A 15,397-nucleotide genomic window follows, 5' to 3' on the forward strand; every position below is an offset into this window, starting at 1 on the left:
GATTAAGTTTGACACCGCTGAGCCGAGCGAACGAAACGCCGGTGTGTATTGGTGTCACATGGTCTGCTTCCCCCTCTCCCTACATGCGGTTCTCCTCGCGGCCTCCCTGGTGGGGGCGCTGCGGTTGGTGATGGCAATCGTGCTGCTGGGGTGCATCGGCCTGGTAGCGGCCTGGTACCGGCAGCAGCGCAAAAAGACGCCGCCCACGGAAGTTGCCGCCGACCCGGCCCCGGAAGCGGCCCCGCTGAAAGTGTACTCCGTGGAAAACGTGCTCGGCACCACCGGCACCAAGTATGGCCAGCAGCTCAAGCTGACGCTGGACAAGCTGGAGACCGCCCTGAAGGAACACCCCCCGCTGTCACTACCCACCGCCCCGCCGGAAGTAGCCGCCGACCCGGCCCCGGAAGCATCCGCTCCGCCGGCTGACGCGCCCGCTCCCCAGCAGCCCACCGCCGAATCGGCTCCTGCCGCTACTCCCGAGGCAGCCGCTGCTACCCCCGCGGCTTCGGATGCTGCGGCCCCTACCGCTGCTCAGCCCGCTGGCAGTGGCGACCAGGAAATCAAGGATTTCTCGCAGCACGTCAGCTCCCCCCCGGAACTGCGCGTGGCTCCCACCAAACGCTTCTCCTCCCGCAAAGCCGTCGTCAATCCGGAAGCATTGGCGACCCTGCAGAAAACCCGCACGACAACCTTCATTCCTACCCACACCGGCCAGCACATTCCCATGCTGGAACAGCAGGGAAAGGACTGATTCACAGACTCATTTTTTGCGCAAACCCGGGCGTAGCGCCCCCGGATTTAATCACCCTTCACCACTTTTTTATGCTTACCACTTCTAAAAAGATTACCGCAGCCCTCTTCGGCAAAGCCGTAGCCCTGCGCAATGCCACCACGTTGGCCGTGGTGCAGGCTGATGCCGCGCTCGATAGCGTGGGCAACAAACTGGGCAACATGAAGACGTCGGAAAAAGCCTTCTGGATGGCCTTCTTCAGCCTGGCTGCCGCTCACGGAGCCAACGCCCAGAGCCCCAAAGCCAAGGCCGCCATGGAAAACGTGCAGAACACGGCTATCCAGATCGGTCAGGTCGTATTCCTCATCTTCCTGATGGTGGGCCTGGTGCGCACGGCCAAGAAATTCATCGACGGTGCTCCCGACGCCATGACCAGCGGCCTCTGGCTGCTGGGGGGCGTGCTCATCTTCGCCGGCTTCCAGGCCTTCAAGGATGACATCTTCTCCAACATGGGTGCCTCCAGCACTGGCGGCGGTGTGAAATAAGCACCGAACAGCTCCCTGCTTTTCCGACGCAATGCGCACGTTCAAAAGCATTGAGCGACCAGCCCAGGTCCTGGGGATTCCCCTTCAGGATCTGGGCTTTGTCGCTCTTTTACTCATCGGTGGCGGAATGCTGCTCGGCGTGCTGAGCATGTTCCTGCACGTTTCCGGCAAGGCCTACCTGGTCCTACTGCTGCTGGTACTGATCCTCTTTTTCGGCCTGCGCTGGCTGGCAAAACACAAGCCTCCCGGCTACCTCATGGGCTGGATTTCCTACCGAATCCGCCAGCCCCGTCGCCTCACGCTCGGTCCGATTCACTCGCCTGTAACCCCTCAGACTCATGAGCACCAAAGCCAAACCCCTGCGCGACGCTAGCCCCGTTCACCAGGTCCTCGACAACTGCCTGATTCTACGTGATGGCCGCGTGGCCATGGGCTTCGAACTCCACAACCCGGAAATGGAATCCTGGAACGGGGAGGCGTATGAGCTGGCCCTCGGGACCTTCCAATCGGCCCTGCGCCCGCTGCCCGCCGGTAGCGTGCTGCAGAAAACCGACGTGTACTACGAGCGGCCCTACCTGCACCCCACCAAGCCCGGCGCCTACATTGACCAGCGCCGCGCCAACTTTCACAACGGCTCGCTGGTGCTGTTCCATAAAAGCTACCTGTTCCTGTCCATTCCGCCGCAAAAGCAGGCTAAACAGCAGCCCAAACGGGTAAACGCGCTGAACGCGCTGATCAACCAAGCTACCGGCGCCTTGCTGCCCGACAATCCGTTTCCCGGCATTCAGCTGGCCCTGGAACAGATTGAGCGCGTTGGCGCGGAACTGGTGCAGTCCCTGCGCAGCCTTCCCGGCCTGGAGCTGGAACGCCTGCAGGATGAGCGGCTGCAGCTGCTGCTGAATCAGTTTTTCAACCTGGACTTCGCCGGCAAGCCAACGGCTCCTGAGCGGGAAATTCTCAACGAGGGCGGCGTAGTGTCGGTGGGAGAGAAGCAGGTCAACATTGTGTCGCTGGGTGGCCAGGGCACGGAAACCTACTCGCACGTTACCAACAGCTACGGGGTGGCTTCCCCGCTGGTGTACCCGCTAACCCACTTCCTGCACGCCCCGCACATCCTCACCCAGTCGATGTACGTGCACGATACCCGGGAGCAGCTGAAGGGATTCACCCGGGATAAGAAGCTGAACTCGTCCCTGAGCACGTTTGCCACCGCCGATAACCACCTGCGCGTGGCCGAGCTGGAGGAGATGGAAGCGGAAGCCATTGCCGATAACAAACTCCTGGTTGATATGCACCTGTCGGTACTGCTCTGGGACGGGGACGCGGAACGGCGCACGGAAGCGGTCCAGAAAACCACGGCGGCCATTCGCGCTATGCTCGGGGCGGAACCCGTCGTGGAGTCGCACCTGACGCTGCCGCTGCTCATGGCCACCATCCCCGGCAACGGGGCCCAGCTGCCGGAACGCTGGCTGCCCACGCTGGCCGACCGGGCCTGCTGCTACTGGCACTGGACGACTACCTACCGTTCCACACGGGTAGGGGAGTACCTGGCGGACCGCTCCCGCAACCTGCTTAAGGTTAATCTCTTCGATACCAACCAGGACAACCAGAATACGCTGACTATCGGCCCGTCGGGGTCTGGCAAATCCTTTACCATGGGCAACTTCATTGCCCAGCGCAAGGAAAACGGGGCCCGGCAGATCATCATCGACGTGGGCGGCACCTACGAGGGGCTGGTACGTTCGCTGACCGGCAACGACTTTGAAAACTGCTACTTCAAGTACGATCCGCAGAACCCGATTGAATTCAACCCCTTCTATATGCCCCGCGACCCGGAAACCAACCGCTGGAAGCTGGGGGATGACAAGCTGAACTTCCTGCTGGAGCTGCTGCAGGCCATCTGGAAAGGGGCGGGCAATGGGGGAAAGGAAGAGACGCTGGACAAGGCCGAACGCACCTTGCTCACCCGCTTCCTGCGCGGCTTCTACGCCGATCTGAACAAGGATGCGCAGCTGGCCCGTCAGGGCGAGCGGTTCCCCGGCATGCAGACCTTCGTGGAATTCGTGCAGAAGTACCATGAGCGCATGGAGGCCCCCGCCCCCACCGACGCTCCCACGACCGAGCTGGCCGAACGGGAGCAGTACCGCAAAGACATGCAGTTCATCAACATGAACGAATTCTTCCTGGTGCTGAGTGAATACTGCAAGGGGGGCCGCTACGAGAAGGTACTGAACGCCCAGCGCGACCGGGACTTGTCGGAGTACCCGCTGATCGTGTTTGATATGATCAATATCAAAACCGATCCGACCCTGTACCCGGTGGTGGCCATGCTCATCACGGAACTGGCAATGGACCTGTTCCGCAAGTACCCCCGCGACATCAAATACATTCTGATGGATGAGGCCTGGTCGATGATGAGCGGCGGCCTGAAAAACTTTATTGAGCTGATGTACCGCACGATCCGGAAGCTCAACGGAAGCATCGGGATTATCACTCAGGGTATCCAGGAAATCATGAACTCGCCCATCGGCGGGGCCATCATCAACAATACCAGCACGCGCATCATCCTGAACCATGCCAGCGTGCCGGCGGTCCTGCCGCAGCTGCAGCAGGCCCTGTCGTTTACCTCCCACGATATTGACCTGATCAAGTCGCTGCGGAAAGCCAACGGCCCGGGTGGCTCCTACCGCGAATTCTTCATCAAGCAGGGAGACCGGGGCCGCGTGTACACGCTGGAGGTGTCGCCTGAGCTGGCGGCAATCCTGTCCTCGACGCCGACGGACCGCGACTATCTGCAGGCGCTGGTGGAGCTGTACCAGTACGAGGAACGCGTACCGGAGCGCGACGAAAACGGCAAGCTCGTGCTCAACGATGACGGTACCCAACGCTTCGTCATGCGCAAGGTGCCCCGGCTGGCCCCGGCCGTTGATGAATTCGTGCTGCGGAAAAAGGCCGGCCTGGTTACCCAGGGAAGCATCCCGACCAGTCTGGAACTAACCGCGCCGCTCGGGGAAGCGGTACTCGCCTAGTTATGGGCCTGTATATGACCCTGCTGCTGCAAAGCGGCATCGGGGGCTCGGACCTGGTGCAGGCCATGTCGTCGGGGGCGTACAGTGCCTCCTACGACATTATCGTGCTGTGCCTGACGCAGATTCTGCCGATTCTGATGATGATGACCCTGACCTACACGGTGTCGCGGGGCTTCCTGCTCTCCGGTTCCCTGCAGATCGACCTGGGCGCATTGTTCAAGCTCTTCTTCATTGCCATTGCCCTGGCCAGCTACCGGGAGCTGGCCCCGCTGATTGGCGGCATGGTCAGCGCCGTGACCGAGCTGATCCGCGAGCCGCTGCACGGCAAGAGCGCCTACGATACGCTCACGAACATGCAGAACGCTATGACGGGCACGCCCACCGGGCCCACGCCCGAAGATGTGCTCAACGGGGATGCCAGCCTGACCGACCTGCTCACGGACGCCAAGCAGCAGTTTTCGCAAATGGTGGACGCGCTGACCAACTTCAGCATTGAGAGTCTGCTCTACCGCTTCGTGACGCAATCGACGGTGCTGCTGGTGCGCAACATCATGCTCTACATCCGCATGTTCGCCCTGGGCTTCCTGTTCTGCGCCGGCCCGATTTCCATTGTGCTGTCGGCCATTCCGCCTTTCGGCTCCCTCTGGCGCCACTGGCTGCAGAACTACATTACCATCCAGCTCTGGTCGGTCACCTTCGCCTTGCTGGACGTGCTGTTTAACGCGTTTTCGGACGCTAAAACCATCGGAACCGGGGGCTTCAACAACGTGCTTTCCGGCCAGAATAACGCCGAATACCTCATTGCCTGCATCGTGTTCATCATCATGTATTTCATGGTGCCGTCCATGACCAGCTGGGTTATCGGCTCCTCGGCCGTGCAAGGCTTCGTGGGAGCCGTCGCCGGCGCGGCAACTGCCGCGGTATCGACCGGTGCCAGCGTGGCCAGCCCGATGCAAGCGGGTGGCGGCATGGCCGACGCAGCCGGCCGGATGCTGCAGCGGGTGGCCGGTGGCGGCGGCGGTGGGGGGGGAGGCGGCAGCGCCGCCGCAGCTCCCGCCCCGGATATGTCCTCGCCCGGCCCCGCCGCCGCGCCGCCAGTGCCAACGGTTAATGCCCCCATTGACAATTCAGTTCGACGGGCTACCGTCTGATTCACCCTTTTCCTCCCCCCCCTAGCCATGAGCAAAAGCAAAATCCAAGACCTGGATAAAACCTACTCCACCATGCGTACCATGACGATGGCCAGCCTGGCTATCGTGCTGGTAACCTCCATCTTCTTCGTGCTCACCCTGCGCCACGCCTACGGTACGGTAGGCCAGCGCGTGTACGTGGTGGGCTCGCTGGGCACCCAGGCCGCCGTTGCCGCCTCTCCGGATGAGCATTCCGAGTTCGAGTACCGCAACGTGGTGCGCACGTTCGTCTCGAATATGTTCCAGCACGACGAGTCCACCTTCACGGACCACATGAATACGGCGCTGAACCTGTCGGATGCGCTCAGCGGCCGTCGCCTCTACGAGGAATTCAAGAAAGGCCAGGTGTACGAGAACTACCGCAAGTTCGGTTCGCGCACGATGGTCAAAGTGGACAGCATCGTGCTACAAAACGACGTGCGCCCCCGCACCGGCAAGGTGTACATGAAGCAGAAAACCTTCATGGCCGACCGCCAGAGTGCCCCGATTTCCATTGCCGCCGCCTTCACGCTGGTTGAAACGGACCGCTCAGAAAAGAACCCCTACGGCATCCAGATTTCGGGCTTCGACTTCATCCCCTACAACGCCCCCATCTCCGCGGCTGAGCAAGCTATTCAGGAGCAGCAGGCCGAACGTGACCGGCAGCAGCTGCAGGCTGCCCAGCAGGCCGCCAAACAGGCCGCTGCCGCTGAGGCCGCTATTCGCTAATCCCTTACCGTCCTACCTCTTCTTCCGTCATGAGTACCCATCATTCTTTTCGTTTGGCCCTGGCCCTGAGTCTGTCCCTGCTGTGTTCGGCCGGGAGCTATGCCCAGCGCCTGAAGCGCGTGCCGGCAACGCCGCCGCCCGCCACGCTGCCCGCGTATTCGCCGGCAACGTCCGAAGCAGCTTCCCCCTCCACGGCCCCCATTACGCCCGGCCCGGCTCCGGCGCACGCCGGCGGCTATACCGATACGGGCCTGCACTACACCATTGAGCGGCTGGCGCCGCCGCCGCCGCCGCCGCCACCTGGCTCCCAGCCGATGCTGCTGGACGTGGCCGTGTCGGACTCCTCGACGACGTACATGGTGTTTGCCGGACCCGTGTCGCTGGTAGACGTGGGAATGATGGATAACTACCTGCTCAAGATTGAGGCCAACGCCGTCTTTGTGCGGGCCCGGAAGAAATCGGCTCCCCCCACGCCGATTATGGTTCGCTACGGCTCCAAGTATTGGATGGGCCGGCTGGTGACCGTCAAACGGCCGGTGATGGCCCTCTACGACCTGACCAAACCAAGCCAGCTGCCCCCGGTCCCCAACGGGGCCGCCGCTGCCGCTGCCGCATATTACAACACCGCTCCGGCCGGGCAATCCTCCGCCCAGACCTCGGCCACGGTGGCCGGCGGGGGCATGAGTGCCCCGGGGCCGGCCGGTATACCGGACAGCAACCTAGCTGACGTGGACGCGCCCACCGTTTCGACGGGGGCCGTCATGCCTACCTCCAGCACGGGCGTTGCCCCGGATAACCCGCTGGCCCTGGACCGGGAGGCCCACCGCAAGGCCTTCGTCAACGCCAAGCTGCGCCGGCTCGACAACCTGCGGGTTGAGCACCCGGGGGTGGCCGTGTACGAAAACCGGGTAGCCGTGTCGCTGGCCAACGTGCGCAACGACAAGGAATTTACTTACCTGCGCCTGCAGGTGAACAATAACAGTTCCATTGATTACCACATTGACTTTGTGGATTTCCAGCTCGTGGAAAACACCAAACGCCCATTCCTGGGCAAGAAGCGCAACGAATCCCGCCGCCCCCTCACGCCTTCGGGCGGCCGCGCCAACCAGGTAATCGCCGGCGGCACGACCGGCTACCTCTACTACGCGGTTCCGCTGTACGCCGCAACGGATCTGGGCTACCTGCACGTCGAGCTGCATGAGCTGAACGGGGCGCGGACCCTGCTGCTGCCTATCCCCGCTAAAGTCATCAACACGGCTCCTACTCTCTAAGCAATGCAACCTCCCATCACTACCCCTGTGGACCCGGCCGCCGCTGCGCCCGCCGCCACTGCCCCGGCTCCTGCCGCTGCACCCCGCAAGGATTGGGGGGCCTGGGCCAAGAAAAACTGGATGCTCCTGGCTGCTGGAGGCCTCGTGCTTCTGTTTGCCGGGCTGTACTTGTGGGTGCAATCGGCCATGAACGATATGGCCGACTCTAACCCCACCGTCGCCGGCTCGACGGAGCACATCGAGGGCGACGTACTAAACAATGCAGTAGTTATGCCGCAGTCGGGCGACAAGACTAAAAGCTACGATGAGCTGCAGGCTCAGGAAAGCAACTCCTTTCCTACCCAGCAGGTTACGCCCGACGAACTGCAGGCCCAGCAGAAAGCAATGTACGCGTCGGATTCCATCGAGGCCCGCAAGCAGCGCCGCGCCCAGCAGCAGCAGATTTCGGCCGAACAGGCCATTGTACGGGACCAGTACGCCCGCACGGCGCGGGCCCGTAACATGGATACGGTCGTAGTAACGGCCCGCGACCCGCAGACCGGCCAGTACACCCAGCGCCGCCAGGTATATCACCGTACGCCCGCCACCAACAGCGCCGGCTTCGTCGGTGGCGGCAGTGGCGGTGGGGGCACCTACGGCGGGGGCAACAGCTACGCCCGCTCCTCGGCTCCCCGCGCCCCACGCCGCCCCCTGCGCGACCGGGATGGTGCCTTGTATGAAACCAACGATGAAGTTAACTCGATGCTGCGCGAAGGTGGGCCGGACGTGCAGCGGGCCTACGAGCGTATGACCGGGCGCCGGTACCGGCCCCTTGACTCCGACGTAGAGCTTTCCGAGCAGAACCGGAAGGCCATGCAGTACGTGCCCGGCATGGATGGCTTCTACACGGTGAAATACCGGGGGCGCAACGCCTCTCCGGCGGATGACGCGGAAAACGCGGTGGCCGCCGATCCCTTCTACCGGGCCGTCATCAGCGGCACCCAGAACGTGCGTACCGGCTCGGTGGTGCTGCTACGCTTTGACGAGGATGTGACCCTGCAGGGCGTCCCTTTCCCCCGCAACCAGCTGATGGCCGCCGTGGTGTCGGTGGAATCCAACCGCGTCACGTTCCAGATTGACCGCATCGGTCCCTACCGCATTGCTGCCCAGGTGTACAATACCCTGTACATGCCCGGTATTATGATCGACCCCTCGAAGCGGGCTCCGGTGGATGCCAGCCAGCAGGGCTTCGGCCAGACGGCCATGAGCAGCGGCCTCAACGACCTTTCCTATAGCATTGACCGCAGCCAGTCCGCCGCCAACAGCGTGCAGGGCATTGCCGGCCGCATGGGCGTCACCATGCTCCAGCGGATGCCCCAGCGAGGCCGCAAGCTGCGTGAGGTGCTTCTTCCCGACGGCTACCCCGTCCTTATCACCGTTGCTTCGCAGAACGCCGCCGGCTCACCGGCCCAGCGTGCGACCGGCCCGATGGGCCAGGACGGCAACCCCCTCCAGTCCAGCTTTATGAGCGGCACTGGCCAGGGCGGCTACGCCGGCCAGGAACGAGGCAACCGATAAGGCTTTATTCACCCTAAACCCTTTTCACTTATGCTTAACCGATTTTCGAAGTGGGGAATCATGGCAGTGGTGCTGGCCGGCGCGCAGCTGGCGCCCACCATTGCGCAGGCTACCGGTGCGCCCGTGGTGGACGTTGGCCACATTGCCATGCAGATCAACAAGTTCGTGAAGGAAACCCAGAACTGGGCCAAAACCATCCAGAACTACCAGATTGTAAAAGATGGGCTCAGCGTCGCCCGCGACGCCCGCGACATCACCAATCAGGTTAAAAGCCTGACCGACCAGGTACGCAGCATCTCCCAGGACGCCCTGAACCTGAACCGGAAGATTCAGGATGATTTGCGAAAGGTGGCCAGCCTAAAAGATATGAAGCTCGCCCAGGTCCCGGAGCTGATGGGCACGGCCCTGGACGCCACCACCACGAAGGGCGGCCTGCTCAACCACATGGGCAGCTACTCGCTGGCCCGGCAGTTTCAGCAGAACCTACTGGCCGGCACCCAGCAGGGCTACGAGGTGGCCACCCAAAAGCTGGACCGTTACCACCTCTCGGGCTCTACCCGCCAGGACTACAAAACGATTCAGCAGCAGGGCCACGAGCAGGCCTTTGCCGCGCTGGCCGTGTCCGACCTGGTGCAGCAGCAGCGGGTGCAGCAGGCCGGGGAATACAAGCGCATCGCTGATGAGATGACCCGTCAGTCGATCGAGGCGCAGGCCTCCCTGCGCAACGAGGGCCGCTACGCCATGACTGAGGGGGAGCGCATGTCGCGCCTGCAGGAATGCGCCAACACCATGATGCAGGCCCAGCAGATGCGCCAGCAGGCGGATGAGCTGCTGCTCGCCGCCACGCAGCCCACCCCGGCCCGGCAGGCCGCTAACCTGGTTATTGCCGACCGACAGTTTTCCGCCAGCCTCGCCCAGGTCGGCCGGCAGTTCAACTAATCCTCTGTAAAAATTCCGTACTCCAATGCTCCGTCTCTTCCGTCATTCATTTGTTTTCCTGGCCGGCGCCCTGACGCTGACCACCACTGCTTCCGCGCAGCGCCATATCCGCCACCTCAACAGCCTTACCCCCAGCTACGGTTCGACCGAGCCCGGGCGGGTAGTGGGGTTGAGTTACGGGCGGTTTCTGACCAATACCACGCGCCTCGACGTGCTGGCCACCCGTGAGCGGGGCCAGGGCCGGCAGGGAATAGGGGAGTTCTCCGCGTATGGGGTAGCCGTCGGCGGCTCCCGGCAACTATTCCGCGTTGGGCAGTGCGTGTACGTGCACGCGCAGGGCCTGGTACTGGGGCGCTACGAGCGTAAGCAGGAAAACAATACGGGCGGCCGGGATGGCGGCAAAGCCCCGCAGGGCGCGGCCGTAGGGCCGCTGCTGGGCCTGGATACGGATGTGTACCTGGCAGACGCAGTTTCGGTCGCGCTGTCGGCCCAGAAAGGCTATCTGTGGCTGAATCCGCAGATTGACCGCTGGCCCGGCTTTTACTCGGTCGGTCTGCGTTTCCATTTTCGCTGAGCCTGACGGACTCAGCACCGCCGGCAGCCCGGCCCCCCTGGGGTCGGGCTACTTATTTACCGGCCTGTTTTTTGCCGTATATTCTTTCTGCGTTTCACCTTTATTCAGCCCATCATGTCATCTGCCGTTCAGAACCTAACTGCCTACGAAACTGCGCTGAGCCTGCCGGAAGCCGTTCAGCAGGAACTCTACAATCTGCTCTACAAACTGGATATTACGCCCGCCACGCTCCCGGATATGGTCCCGCAGCTGGCCGAACAGCTGACCCCGATGTACGAGCACGCGTACGGGGTGGCCGTTACGCATCAGCGGGAACTGGAAGCCCTGGTATTGTCCGATGCGCAACGGTACCTTCAGGAACGAAAATAGGTCGCATGACCAATAAAAAAGCCCTCGCGTACCGAAGCGAGGGCTTTTTTATTGAATGTTGGGCAATGTTATTCAGGCTGGCCAAGCGCCCGCCGTATGCCGGCCTGAAGCGCAAGGTCAGTAAACGGCTTGCTCACGTAGCCCTGCACTACCCCAGCCTGCACCTGGGCCTGCAGCATTTTCGAGGGGTACGCCGATACCAGCAGAACGGGGATGCCGTACTGCTGCCGGACCTTTTGGGCCAGCTCAACCCCCGTCATTTCTCCCTCCAGTTTTATGTTCGTTACGACCAGGGAAACCCGGGCCGTTCGCAGCGCGTCCAGCGCTTCCTGTCCCGAGCAAACAGACTCCAGGGCCGTATACCCCATCCGTTGTACGCTGCGCCCCATCTCCCCCGCTATTAGCCCATCATCTTCAACGATTAGGATACTGCCTGCTGCTACGGCCGCGGTAGTAGCTGCAGGGGCCTCCCCTGCTTGCTGGGAGAGCATTGCCTGCTGGTGGGGCTGGTTCAGCGCCAGATAGGATATCAGCAATCCCAGGGCCGCGATAATCAGGTTCAGGTATTCCCGGAACGTCTTGCCCGCGTCATTGCCCTGCGCTACCAGCTGTTTCAGCAAGTGGCCGTTCTGCTGCTCCAGGCTCACGAGCTGGGCTAAAGCCGCCTGGACCTTATCAATGGTGGCATCGGTGCGGGTGGGCTGGACAATGGCGGCCGTCATGCTCTGCAGCTGTTGCAGCTGCTGGGTGGCATCCGGCTGATGCTCCAGCTCCTGCAGCAAGTGCTGGCCATAGTCTTCCAGGTCGGGTAATTCTGCACTGTGCTCAGCGGCCGCCTCCCGCAGCTGATACATGAAATCGGTCTGCCAGGCGGCCAGCTCCCGAAACGAACGGGCATAATCACCGATAGCAGCCAGGACGGGCATCGGCCAAGGACTTGGGACAACGCCCGTGGCCAGGATGTTCTGACTGACCTGACTGCCAATGGAGGCCAGCAGGCTACCTAACTGCTGGCCGGGCAACTGCTGGCGAACTGCTTCAGGCAGCTGCATCTGGTCCAGTAATGCCGCCGGCATGGCGGCACTAAACTGGCTGGCTATTGCCTCCAAGGGCTGGAACTGCTGCCGGTATGCCGCCATCCACCCCGGCGTAATAACCGACTGATTAACCATTTCCTGTATTCGCCGGAGCGGTTCCAGGGCATTGAGCAACCCTGAGAAGTGTCCGGTAAACTGATGATCATCCATGGTCCTGCGTTAATTGATGAACAGTAAGTCTTCAAGCCGGGTCGTATAGGCCGGACTTCGCCACTGGCTCTTACTTTGCCAGGGGGCAGCTTCGCCGGCCGGCGCAACGGCGCACCCAACCGTGACTTTACCCCGCCCGAATTTAGCATTAAGCTGGTCGAGGCATTGCATCAGCTCCGGCCGACCTGCCGCGGCCGGCGCGGCTGGGCTGGTGAACAGATCCAGCTGCCGCCCCTGGCCCGGGGGCTCCAGCCCATCGAGCACCACGCCGGCTTTCGTGTAGGCCGCGCCGGGTTCCCATAGCCGGTCCAGCAGACCCCGCCCGACCTGCAGCAGCCGCAAGGTGTCGGCCGTGGGGCCGCCGGGTAGCGTCAGCGTCGCCGACCGCCCGGCCGGGCCAACGAGTCCCGGATCAAACCGATTCTTACTCAGGTACACCGTGACAATGTGGGCCTCGTCGCCCTGCGCCCGCAGTTTCTCGGCGGCCTTGATCAGGTAGGTGCTGACGGCCCCCCACACGGCCTCCCGGTCCTGGAGCACCTGGCCGAACGTGCGCGAATAGCTCAGGCTCTGCCGGCGCAATGAACCGTCCTCGGACGGCAGCAGGCCCTGGCAGGGCTGGCCGCGCAGCTCCTGCACCAGCCGCCACCCGACGATGCCGCCCAGGTATTTGCGGGCCCACCCTTCCGAGACGCCGGCCAGCTGCCAGGCCGTAGCCAAGCCGTGCTGCTGCAGCGTCCGGGCGTATTGGCCTCCGATACCCCACACATCCCCCACCGGCAACGCCCGCAGCGCCCGTTCCCGCCGGCTTTCCGTATCGAGCACCAGCACGCCCTGCAGTTCGGCGTACTTCTTGGCCAGGCGGTTGGCAACCTTGGCCAGCGTCTTGGTCGGGGCCACCCCGACGCAGGATGGCAGCCCAGTGCAGGCCAGCACGTCCTGTTTCGCCTCCCGCGCAATTCGCAGGGGCGGCAGCAGGTATCGTTCCATGCCGTGCAGGTCTAGAAAGGCCTCGTCAATGGAGTAGATTTCAATGGGGGCATGGCTGGCCAGCCGCCGCATAAAACGGGCGCTCAGGTCCCCGTACAGGGCGTAATTTGAGCTGAGCGCGTGGCCCTGCAGCCGCCGCAGCTGCTCGCGTATTTCGAAGTAGGGGACGCCGCGGCGGATACCGCTGGCTTTCGCCTCGGCCGACAAGCTCACGACCGACCCATCATTGTTGCTCAGGATAACGACGGGTACGCCCTCCAGGCGGGGCTGGAAAACCCGCTCACAGGAAACGTAGAAGTTCGTGCCGTCAACCAGGGCAAACATGGGCGGTGGGGAAGAAAGGTGAAAAAGTATCGACGCCGGCGTGATAGGGGGCATGAGGCTCCTTTCGTTACTCCCGTGTGCGCAGCAGCGCCGTCAGCTTGCCCGGTATCAGCTCGTGCACCACATGCGTTACCACGCCCCAGATGCGCAGGCTTTCCGGCTCGGTAATTTCAAAGGGCTGGTAGGCCGGATTTTCCGGCTTCAGCCACCAGGTATTTCCCTCGCGTACCAGGCGCTTCACGGTGCATTCTCCCTCGATGACGGCTACCACAATCATGTTGTGGTCCGCCTCCAGGTGCTTATCAACCGCCAGCAGGTCGCCGGTGTGAATCTCGGCCCCGCTCATACTCTCCCCGCTTACGCGCACCAGGTACGTGGCATCCGGGTGGCGGAACAGCAGCCGGTTCATATCGAACAATTCCGCCATTTCCTCAGAGGCCGGGGACGGAAAACCGGCCGGTACCAGGGAGCTGAAAACCGGAATCCAATGGGTCGTGGTGGGTTCGGGAACGGGGAGAAGCGAAACGGTGGCCATGGGAACTACTACGGGCAAAAGCCCAACTTAGCTAAAGATTATAGCAAAGCTATATGCTGGCTAATAAAACTAGGCAAAACTTTTTTTCCGGAAACTGGTCGCGCGGCACTAACGGCACCCTATTTACCCGTGTTCACGGCCGGGAACACCCTCATTCCACAGTTCTCCTTTTTGTATTCATGAGTTTACCTACTCTGCCCTCTACCAAGTACGCCTGGGGCGCCGCCGTGCTGGTTTCCAGCCTTTCGCTCACCACCCCGCTGCTGTACTGGCACCATCCGTGGCTGTATGCCGGGACGAACCTACTGCTGGCCGGCTTGCTGGCCCTGCAGATGCTCCTGGCTCACCTACCCGACATTTTCAAGGCGCTCGGCCAGATGCGGCTGAACATCAGCAAAGGCCAATCCCTACTCCTAAACGCCTCGCCACCCATCAAACGTCACCGGCGCAAAACGCCCGCCCGCAAAGCACCCCGCGCTAAATAGGGTCCGCGAAAAGGTGAAAAGAAGGCACCTACTGGTTTTCTTCCCAACCGCCCCACAGCTTTGTAAAAACGCCTCGCCCATGAGCTTACACCTTCGCTTGAAAAACCTGCGCGGCCTGCGCAAACTGACCCAGCAGCAGATGGCCGATCAACTGCACATGACCCGGCCCAACTATTCCAAGCTGGAGAAGCGGCCCACCAACATCCGGATCGAACTACTGCAGCGGATGGCAGCGGTATTACAAGTGCCCCCAGGCCTGCTGTTCTCCGCGCAGCTCTTCGACACGGCGGAGTCTGCTACCGCGTGGAATGAGTTTGATCTGATGCTGGAAATGGCCTACGAGCACATGAGCTATAACGTGGCCGTCATCCCCTACGATGAGTTAACTCTGGAACAACTGGCCCTGGTCACCAGTAAAGGATACGGCTCCCGGGAAGCGTATGAGAATACCCCTCTGCAGGGCCGGCTGTACTCGCACGGCCCCCGGCAGATCCTGGATCAGCTGTTTCGGGGCCTGGGCTTTTCGACTCTGTTTGAGCATTATCTGGTGGAACACCCCACCTGGCTGCAACGGTGGGCAACCTACTCGCTGCGCGAAGAGCGCCAGAAAGTGCTGGCCCTGCTGCCGGCCGGGGAGCAGGAAAACTATCCCGAGGAGCCCGAAGTTGATGAGCGCGACTACCTGCTTGTATTCTCCATCTCCCTGAATATGCCGGATGGTACTGAGCAGCATTTAGAACTGGCTCAGCGCGACATTCCGGAAGGCCTGGACGAAGAGCAGGCCCTGCAGCAGCTCATTCGCACGCGTGGGGCGGTTGATGGCGACATTCGGTGTTTCACCTTTGATGGGTATACAATGATTTGGGACATTGTAACCGATATCTACAGTATCTGAGCGCCTGCT

General features: G+C 62.1%; 16 protein-coding genes. 13 read left to right on the forward strand and 3 right to left on the reverse strand.

The annotated features are described in order from the left end of the window. Positions 1 to 58 precede the first annotated feature (58 nt). The 11 genes from KLP40_RS14560 (at position 59) to KLP40_RS14610 (ending at position 10,912) form a co-directional block, all read left to right on the forward strand. Positions 59 to 751: a hypothetical protein gene (locus tag KLP40_RS14560; RefSeq protein WP_215594568.1), complete on the forward strand. Its 693-nt coding sequence runs from the start codon at positions 59 to 61 to the stop codon at positions 749 to 751. A gap of 71 nt (positions 752 to 822) precedes the next feature. After that, positions 823 to 1,275 carry a hypothetical protein gene (locus KLP40_RS14565; RefSeq protein ID WP_215594569.1) on the forward strand — a complete coding sequence of 151 codons (453 nt, stop codon included), beginning with the start codon at positions 823 to 825 and terminating at the stop codon, positions 1,273 to 1,275. Between the two features lie 31 nt (positions 1,276 to 1,306). Continuing rightward, positions 1,307 to 1,648 (forward strand): hypothetical protein, encoded by a 342-nt coding sequence (locus KLP40_RS14570; RefSeq protein ID WP_215594570.1) that lies wholly within the window; start codon positions 1,307 to 1,309, stop codon positions 1,646 to 1,648. After that, a complete protein-coding gene (locus KLP40_RS14575; protein ID WP_215594571.1) occupies positions 1,614 to 4,304 on the forward strand; it encodes a VirB4 family type IV secretion system protein in 2,691 nt (896 codons plus the stop codon). Before KLP40_RS14570 ends, KLP40_RS14575 begins: the two co-directional genes overlap by 35 nt. A 2-nt stretch (positions 4,305 to 4,306) precedes the next feature. Then, on the forward strand, positions 4,307 to 5,455 hold the full coding sequence (locus tag KLP40_RS14580) for a hypothetical protein (RefSeq protein WP_215594572.1): 1,149 nt from the start codon (positions 4,307 to 4,309) through the stop codon (positions 5,453 to 5,455). Between the two features lie 27 nt (positions 5,456 to 5,482). After that, positions 5,483 to 6,202 carry a hypothetical protein gene (locus KLP40_RS14585; protein ID WP_215594573.1) on the forward strand — a complete coding sequence of 240 codons (720 nt, stop codon included), beginning with the start codon at positions 5,483 to 5,485 and terminating at the stop codon, positions 6,200 to 6,202. A gap of 29 nt (positions 6,203 to 6,231) precedes the next feature. Then, entirely contained in the window at positions 6,232 to 7,473 is a 1,242-nt protein-coding gene (locus KLP40_RS14590) for a DUF4138 domain-containing protein (RefSeq protein WP_215594574.1), read from the forward strand. Positions 7,474 to 7,476: 3 nt separating this feature from the next. Then, the gene (gene traM / locus KLP40_RS14595; RefSeq protein WP_215594575.1) at positions 7,477 to 9,030 is read left to right on the forward strand and encodes a conjugative transposon protein TraM; all 1,554 of its coding nucleotides are present in this window, start codon (positions 7,477 to 7,479) and stop codon (positions 9,028 to 9,030) included. Between the two features lie 30 nt (positions 9,031 to 9,060). Next, positions 9,061 to 9,969 carry a hypothetical protein gene (locus KLP40_RS14600; protein WP_215594576.1) on the forward strand — a complete coding sequence of 303 codons (909 nt, stop codon included), beginning with the start codon at positions 9,061 to 9,063 and terminating at the stop codon, positions 9,967 to 9,969. Positions 9,970 to 9,994: 25 nt separating this feature from the next. Next, positions 9,995 to 10,543, forward strand: a complete 549-nt coding sequence (locus KLP40_RS14605) for a hypothetical protein (protein WP_215594577.1) — start codon at positions 9,995 to 9,997, stop codon at positions 10,541 to 10,543. A 114-nt stretch (positions 10,544 to 10,657) separates the two neighbouring features. After that, positions 10,658 to 10,912: a hypothetical protein gene (locus KLP40_RS14610; protein WP_215594578.1), complete on the forward strand. Its 255-nt coding sequence runs from the start codon at positions 10,658 to 10,660 to the stop codon at positions 10,910 to 10,912. A 68-nt stretch (positions 10,913 to 10,980) separates the two neighbouring features. Here KLP40_RS14610 and KLP40_RS14615 read toward each other — a convergent pair whose 3' ends face one another. The 3 genes from KLP40_RS14615 to KLP40_RS14625 all read right to left on the reverse strand — a co-directional run bounded on the left by KLP40_RS14615 (position 10,981) and on the right by KLP40_RS14625 (position 14,008). Further along, the gene (locus KLP40_RS14615) at positions 10,981 to 12,159 is read right to left on the reverse strand and encodes a response regulator (protein ID WP_215594579.1); all 1,179 of its coding nucleotides are present in this window, start codon (positions 12,157 to 12,159) and stop codon (positions 10,981 to 10,983) included. A gap of 9 nt (positions 12,160 to 12,168) precedes the next feature. Then, complete coding sequence (locus KLP40_RS14620) at positions 12,169 to 13,473, reverse strand: Y-family DNA polymerase (protein ID WP_215594580.1); 1,305 nt, start codon at positions 13,471 to 13,473, stop codon at positions 12,169 to 12,171. A gap of 67 nt (positions 13,474 to 13,540) precedes the next feature. After that, entirely contained in the window at positions 13,541 to 14,008 is a 468-nt protein-coding gene (locus tag KLP40_RS14625) for a LexA family protein (protein WP_215594638.1), read from the reverse strand. 179 nt (positions 14,009 to 14,187) lie between these two features. Between KLP40_RS14625 and KLP40_RS14630 the strand changes: the two genes are divergently transcribed. Continuing rightward, positions 14,188 to 14,493, forward strand: a complete 306-nt coding sequence (locus KLP40_RS14630) for a hypothetical protein (protein WP_215594581.1) — start codon at positions 14,188 to 14,190, stop codon at positions 14,491 to 14,493. Between the two features lie 79 nt (positions 14,494 to 14,572). Then, positions 14,573 to 15,388 (forward strand): helix-turn-helix domain-containing protein, encoded by an 816-nt coding sequence (locus KLP40_RS14635; RefSeq protein WP_215594582.1) that lies wholly within the window; start codon positions 14,573 to 14,575, stop codon positions 15,386 to 15,388. Positions 15,389 to 15,397 lie beyond the last annotated feature (9 nt).

The sequence above is a fragment of the Hymenobacter piscis genome, assembly GCF_018760735.1.
Taxonomy (GTDB): Bacteria; Bacteroidota; Bacteroidia; order Cytophagales; family Hymenobacteraceae; genus Hymenobacter; species Hymenobacter piscis.

Excerpts from the sequence above, each read along its gene's own strand:
- KLP40_RS14560 (WP_215594568.1), top strand. The coding sequence starts at position 59 with ATGGTCTGCTTCCCCCTCTCCCTACATGCGGTTCTCCTCGCGGCCTCC.
- KLP40_RS14565 (WP_215594569.1), top strand. The coding sequence starts at position 823 with ATGCTTACCACTTCTAAAAAGATTACCGCAGCCCTCTTCGGCAAAGCC.
- KLP40_RS14570 (WP_215594570.1), top strand. The coding sequence starts at position 1,307 with ATGCGCACGTTCAAAAGCATTGAGCGACCAGCCCAGGTCCTGGGGATT.
- KLP40_RS14575 (WP_215594571.1), top strand. The coding sequence starts at position 1,614 with ATGAGCACCAAAGCCAAACCCCTGCGCGACGCTAGCCCCGTTCACCAG.
- KLP40_RS14580 (WP_215594572.1), top strand. The coding sequence starts at position 4,307 with ATGGGCCTGTATATGACCCTGCTGCTGCAAAGCGGCATCGGGGGCTCG.
- KLP40_RS14585 (WP_215594573.1), top strand. The coding sequence starts at position 5,483 with ATGAGCAAAAGCAAAATCCAAGACCTGGATAAAACCTACTCCACCATG.
- KLP40_RS14590 (WP_215594574.1), top strand. The coding sequence starts at position 6,232 with ATGAGTACCCATCATTCTTTTCGTTTGGCCCTGGCCCTGAGTCTGTCC.
- traM (WP_215594575.1), top strand. The coding sequence starts at position 7,477 with ATGCAACCTCCCATCACTACCCCTGTGGACCCGGCCGCCGCTGCGCCC.
- KLP40_RS14600 (WP_215594576.1), top strand. The coding sequence starts at position 9,061 with ATGCTTAACCGATTTTCGAAGTGGGGAATCATGGCAGTGGTGCTGGCC.
- KLP40_RS14605 (WP_215594577.1), top strand. The coding sequence starts at position 9,995 with ATGCTCCGTCTCTTCCGTCATTCATTTGTTTTCCTGGCCGGCGCCCTG.
- KLP40_RS14610 (WP_215594578.1), top strand. The coding sequence starts at position 10,658 with ATGTCATCTGCCGTTCAGAACCTAACTGCCTACGAAACTGCGCTGAGC.
- KLP40_RS14615 (WP_215594579.1), bottom strand. The coding sequence starts at position 12,159 with ATGGATGATCATCAGTTTACCGGACACTTCTCAGGGTTGCTCAATGCC.
- KLP40_RS14620 (WP_215594580.1), bottom strand. The coding sequence starts at position 13,473 with ATGTTTGCCCTGGTTGACGGCACGAACTTCTACGTTTCCTGTGAGCGG.
- KLP40_RS14625 (WP_215594638.1), bottom strand. The coding sequence starts at position 14,008 with ATGGCCACCGTTTCGCTTCTCCCCGTTCCCGAACCCACCACGACCCAT.
- KLP40_RS14630 (WP_215594581.1), top strand. The coding sequence starts at position 14,188 with ATGAGTTTACCTACTCTGCCCTCTACCAAGTACGCCTGGGGCGCCGCC.
- KLP40_RS14635 (WP_215594582.1), top strand. The coding sequence starts at position 14,573 with ATGAGCTTACACCTTCGCTTGAAAAACCTGCGCGGCCTGCGCAAACTG.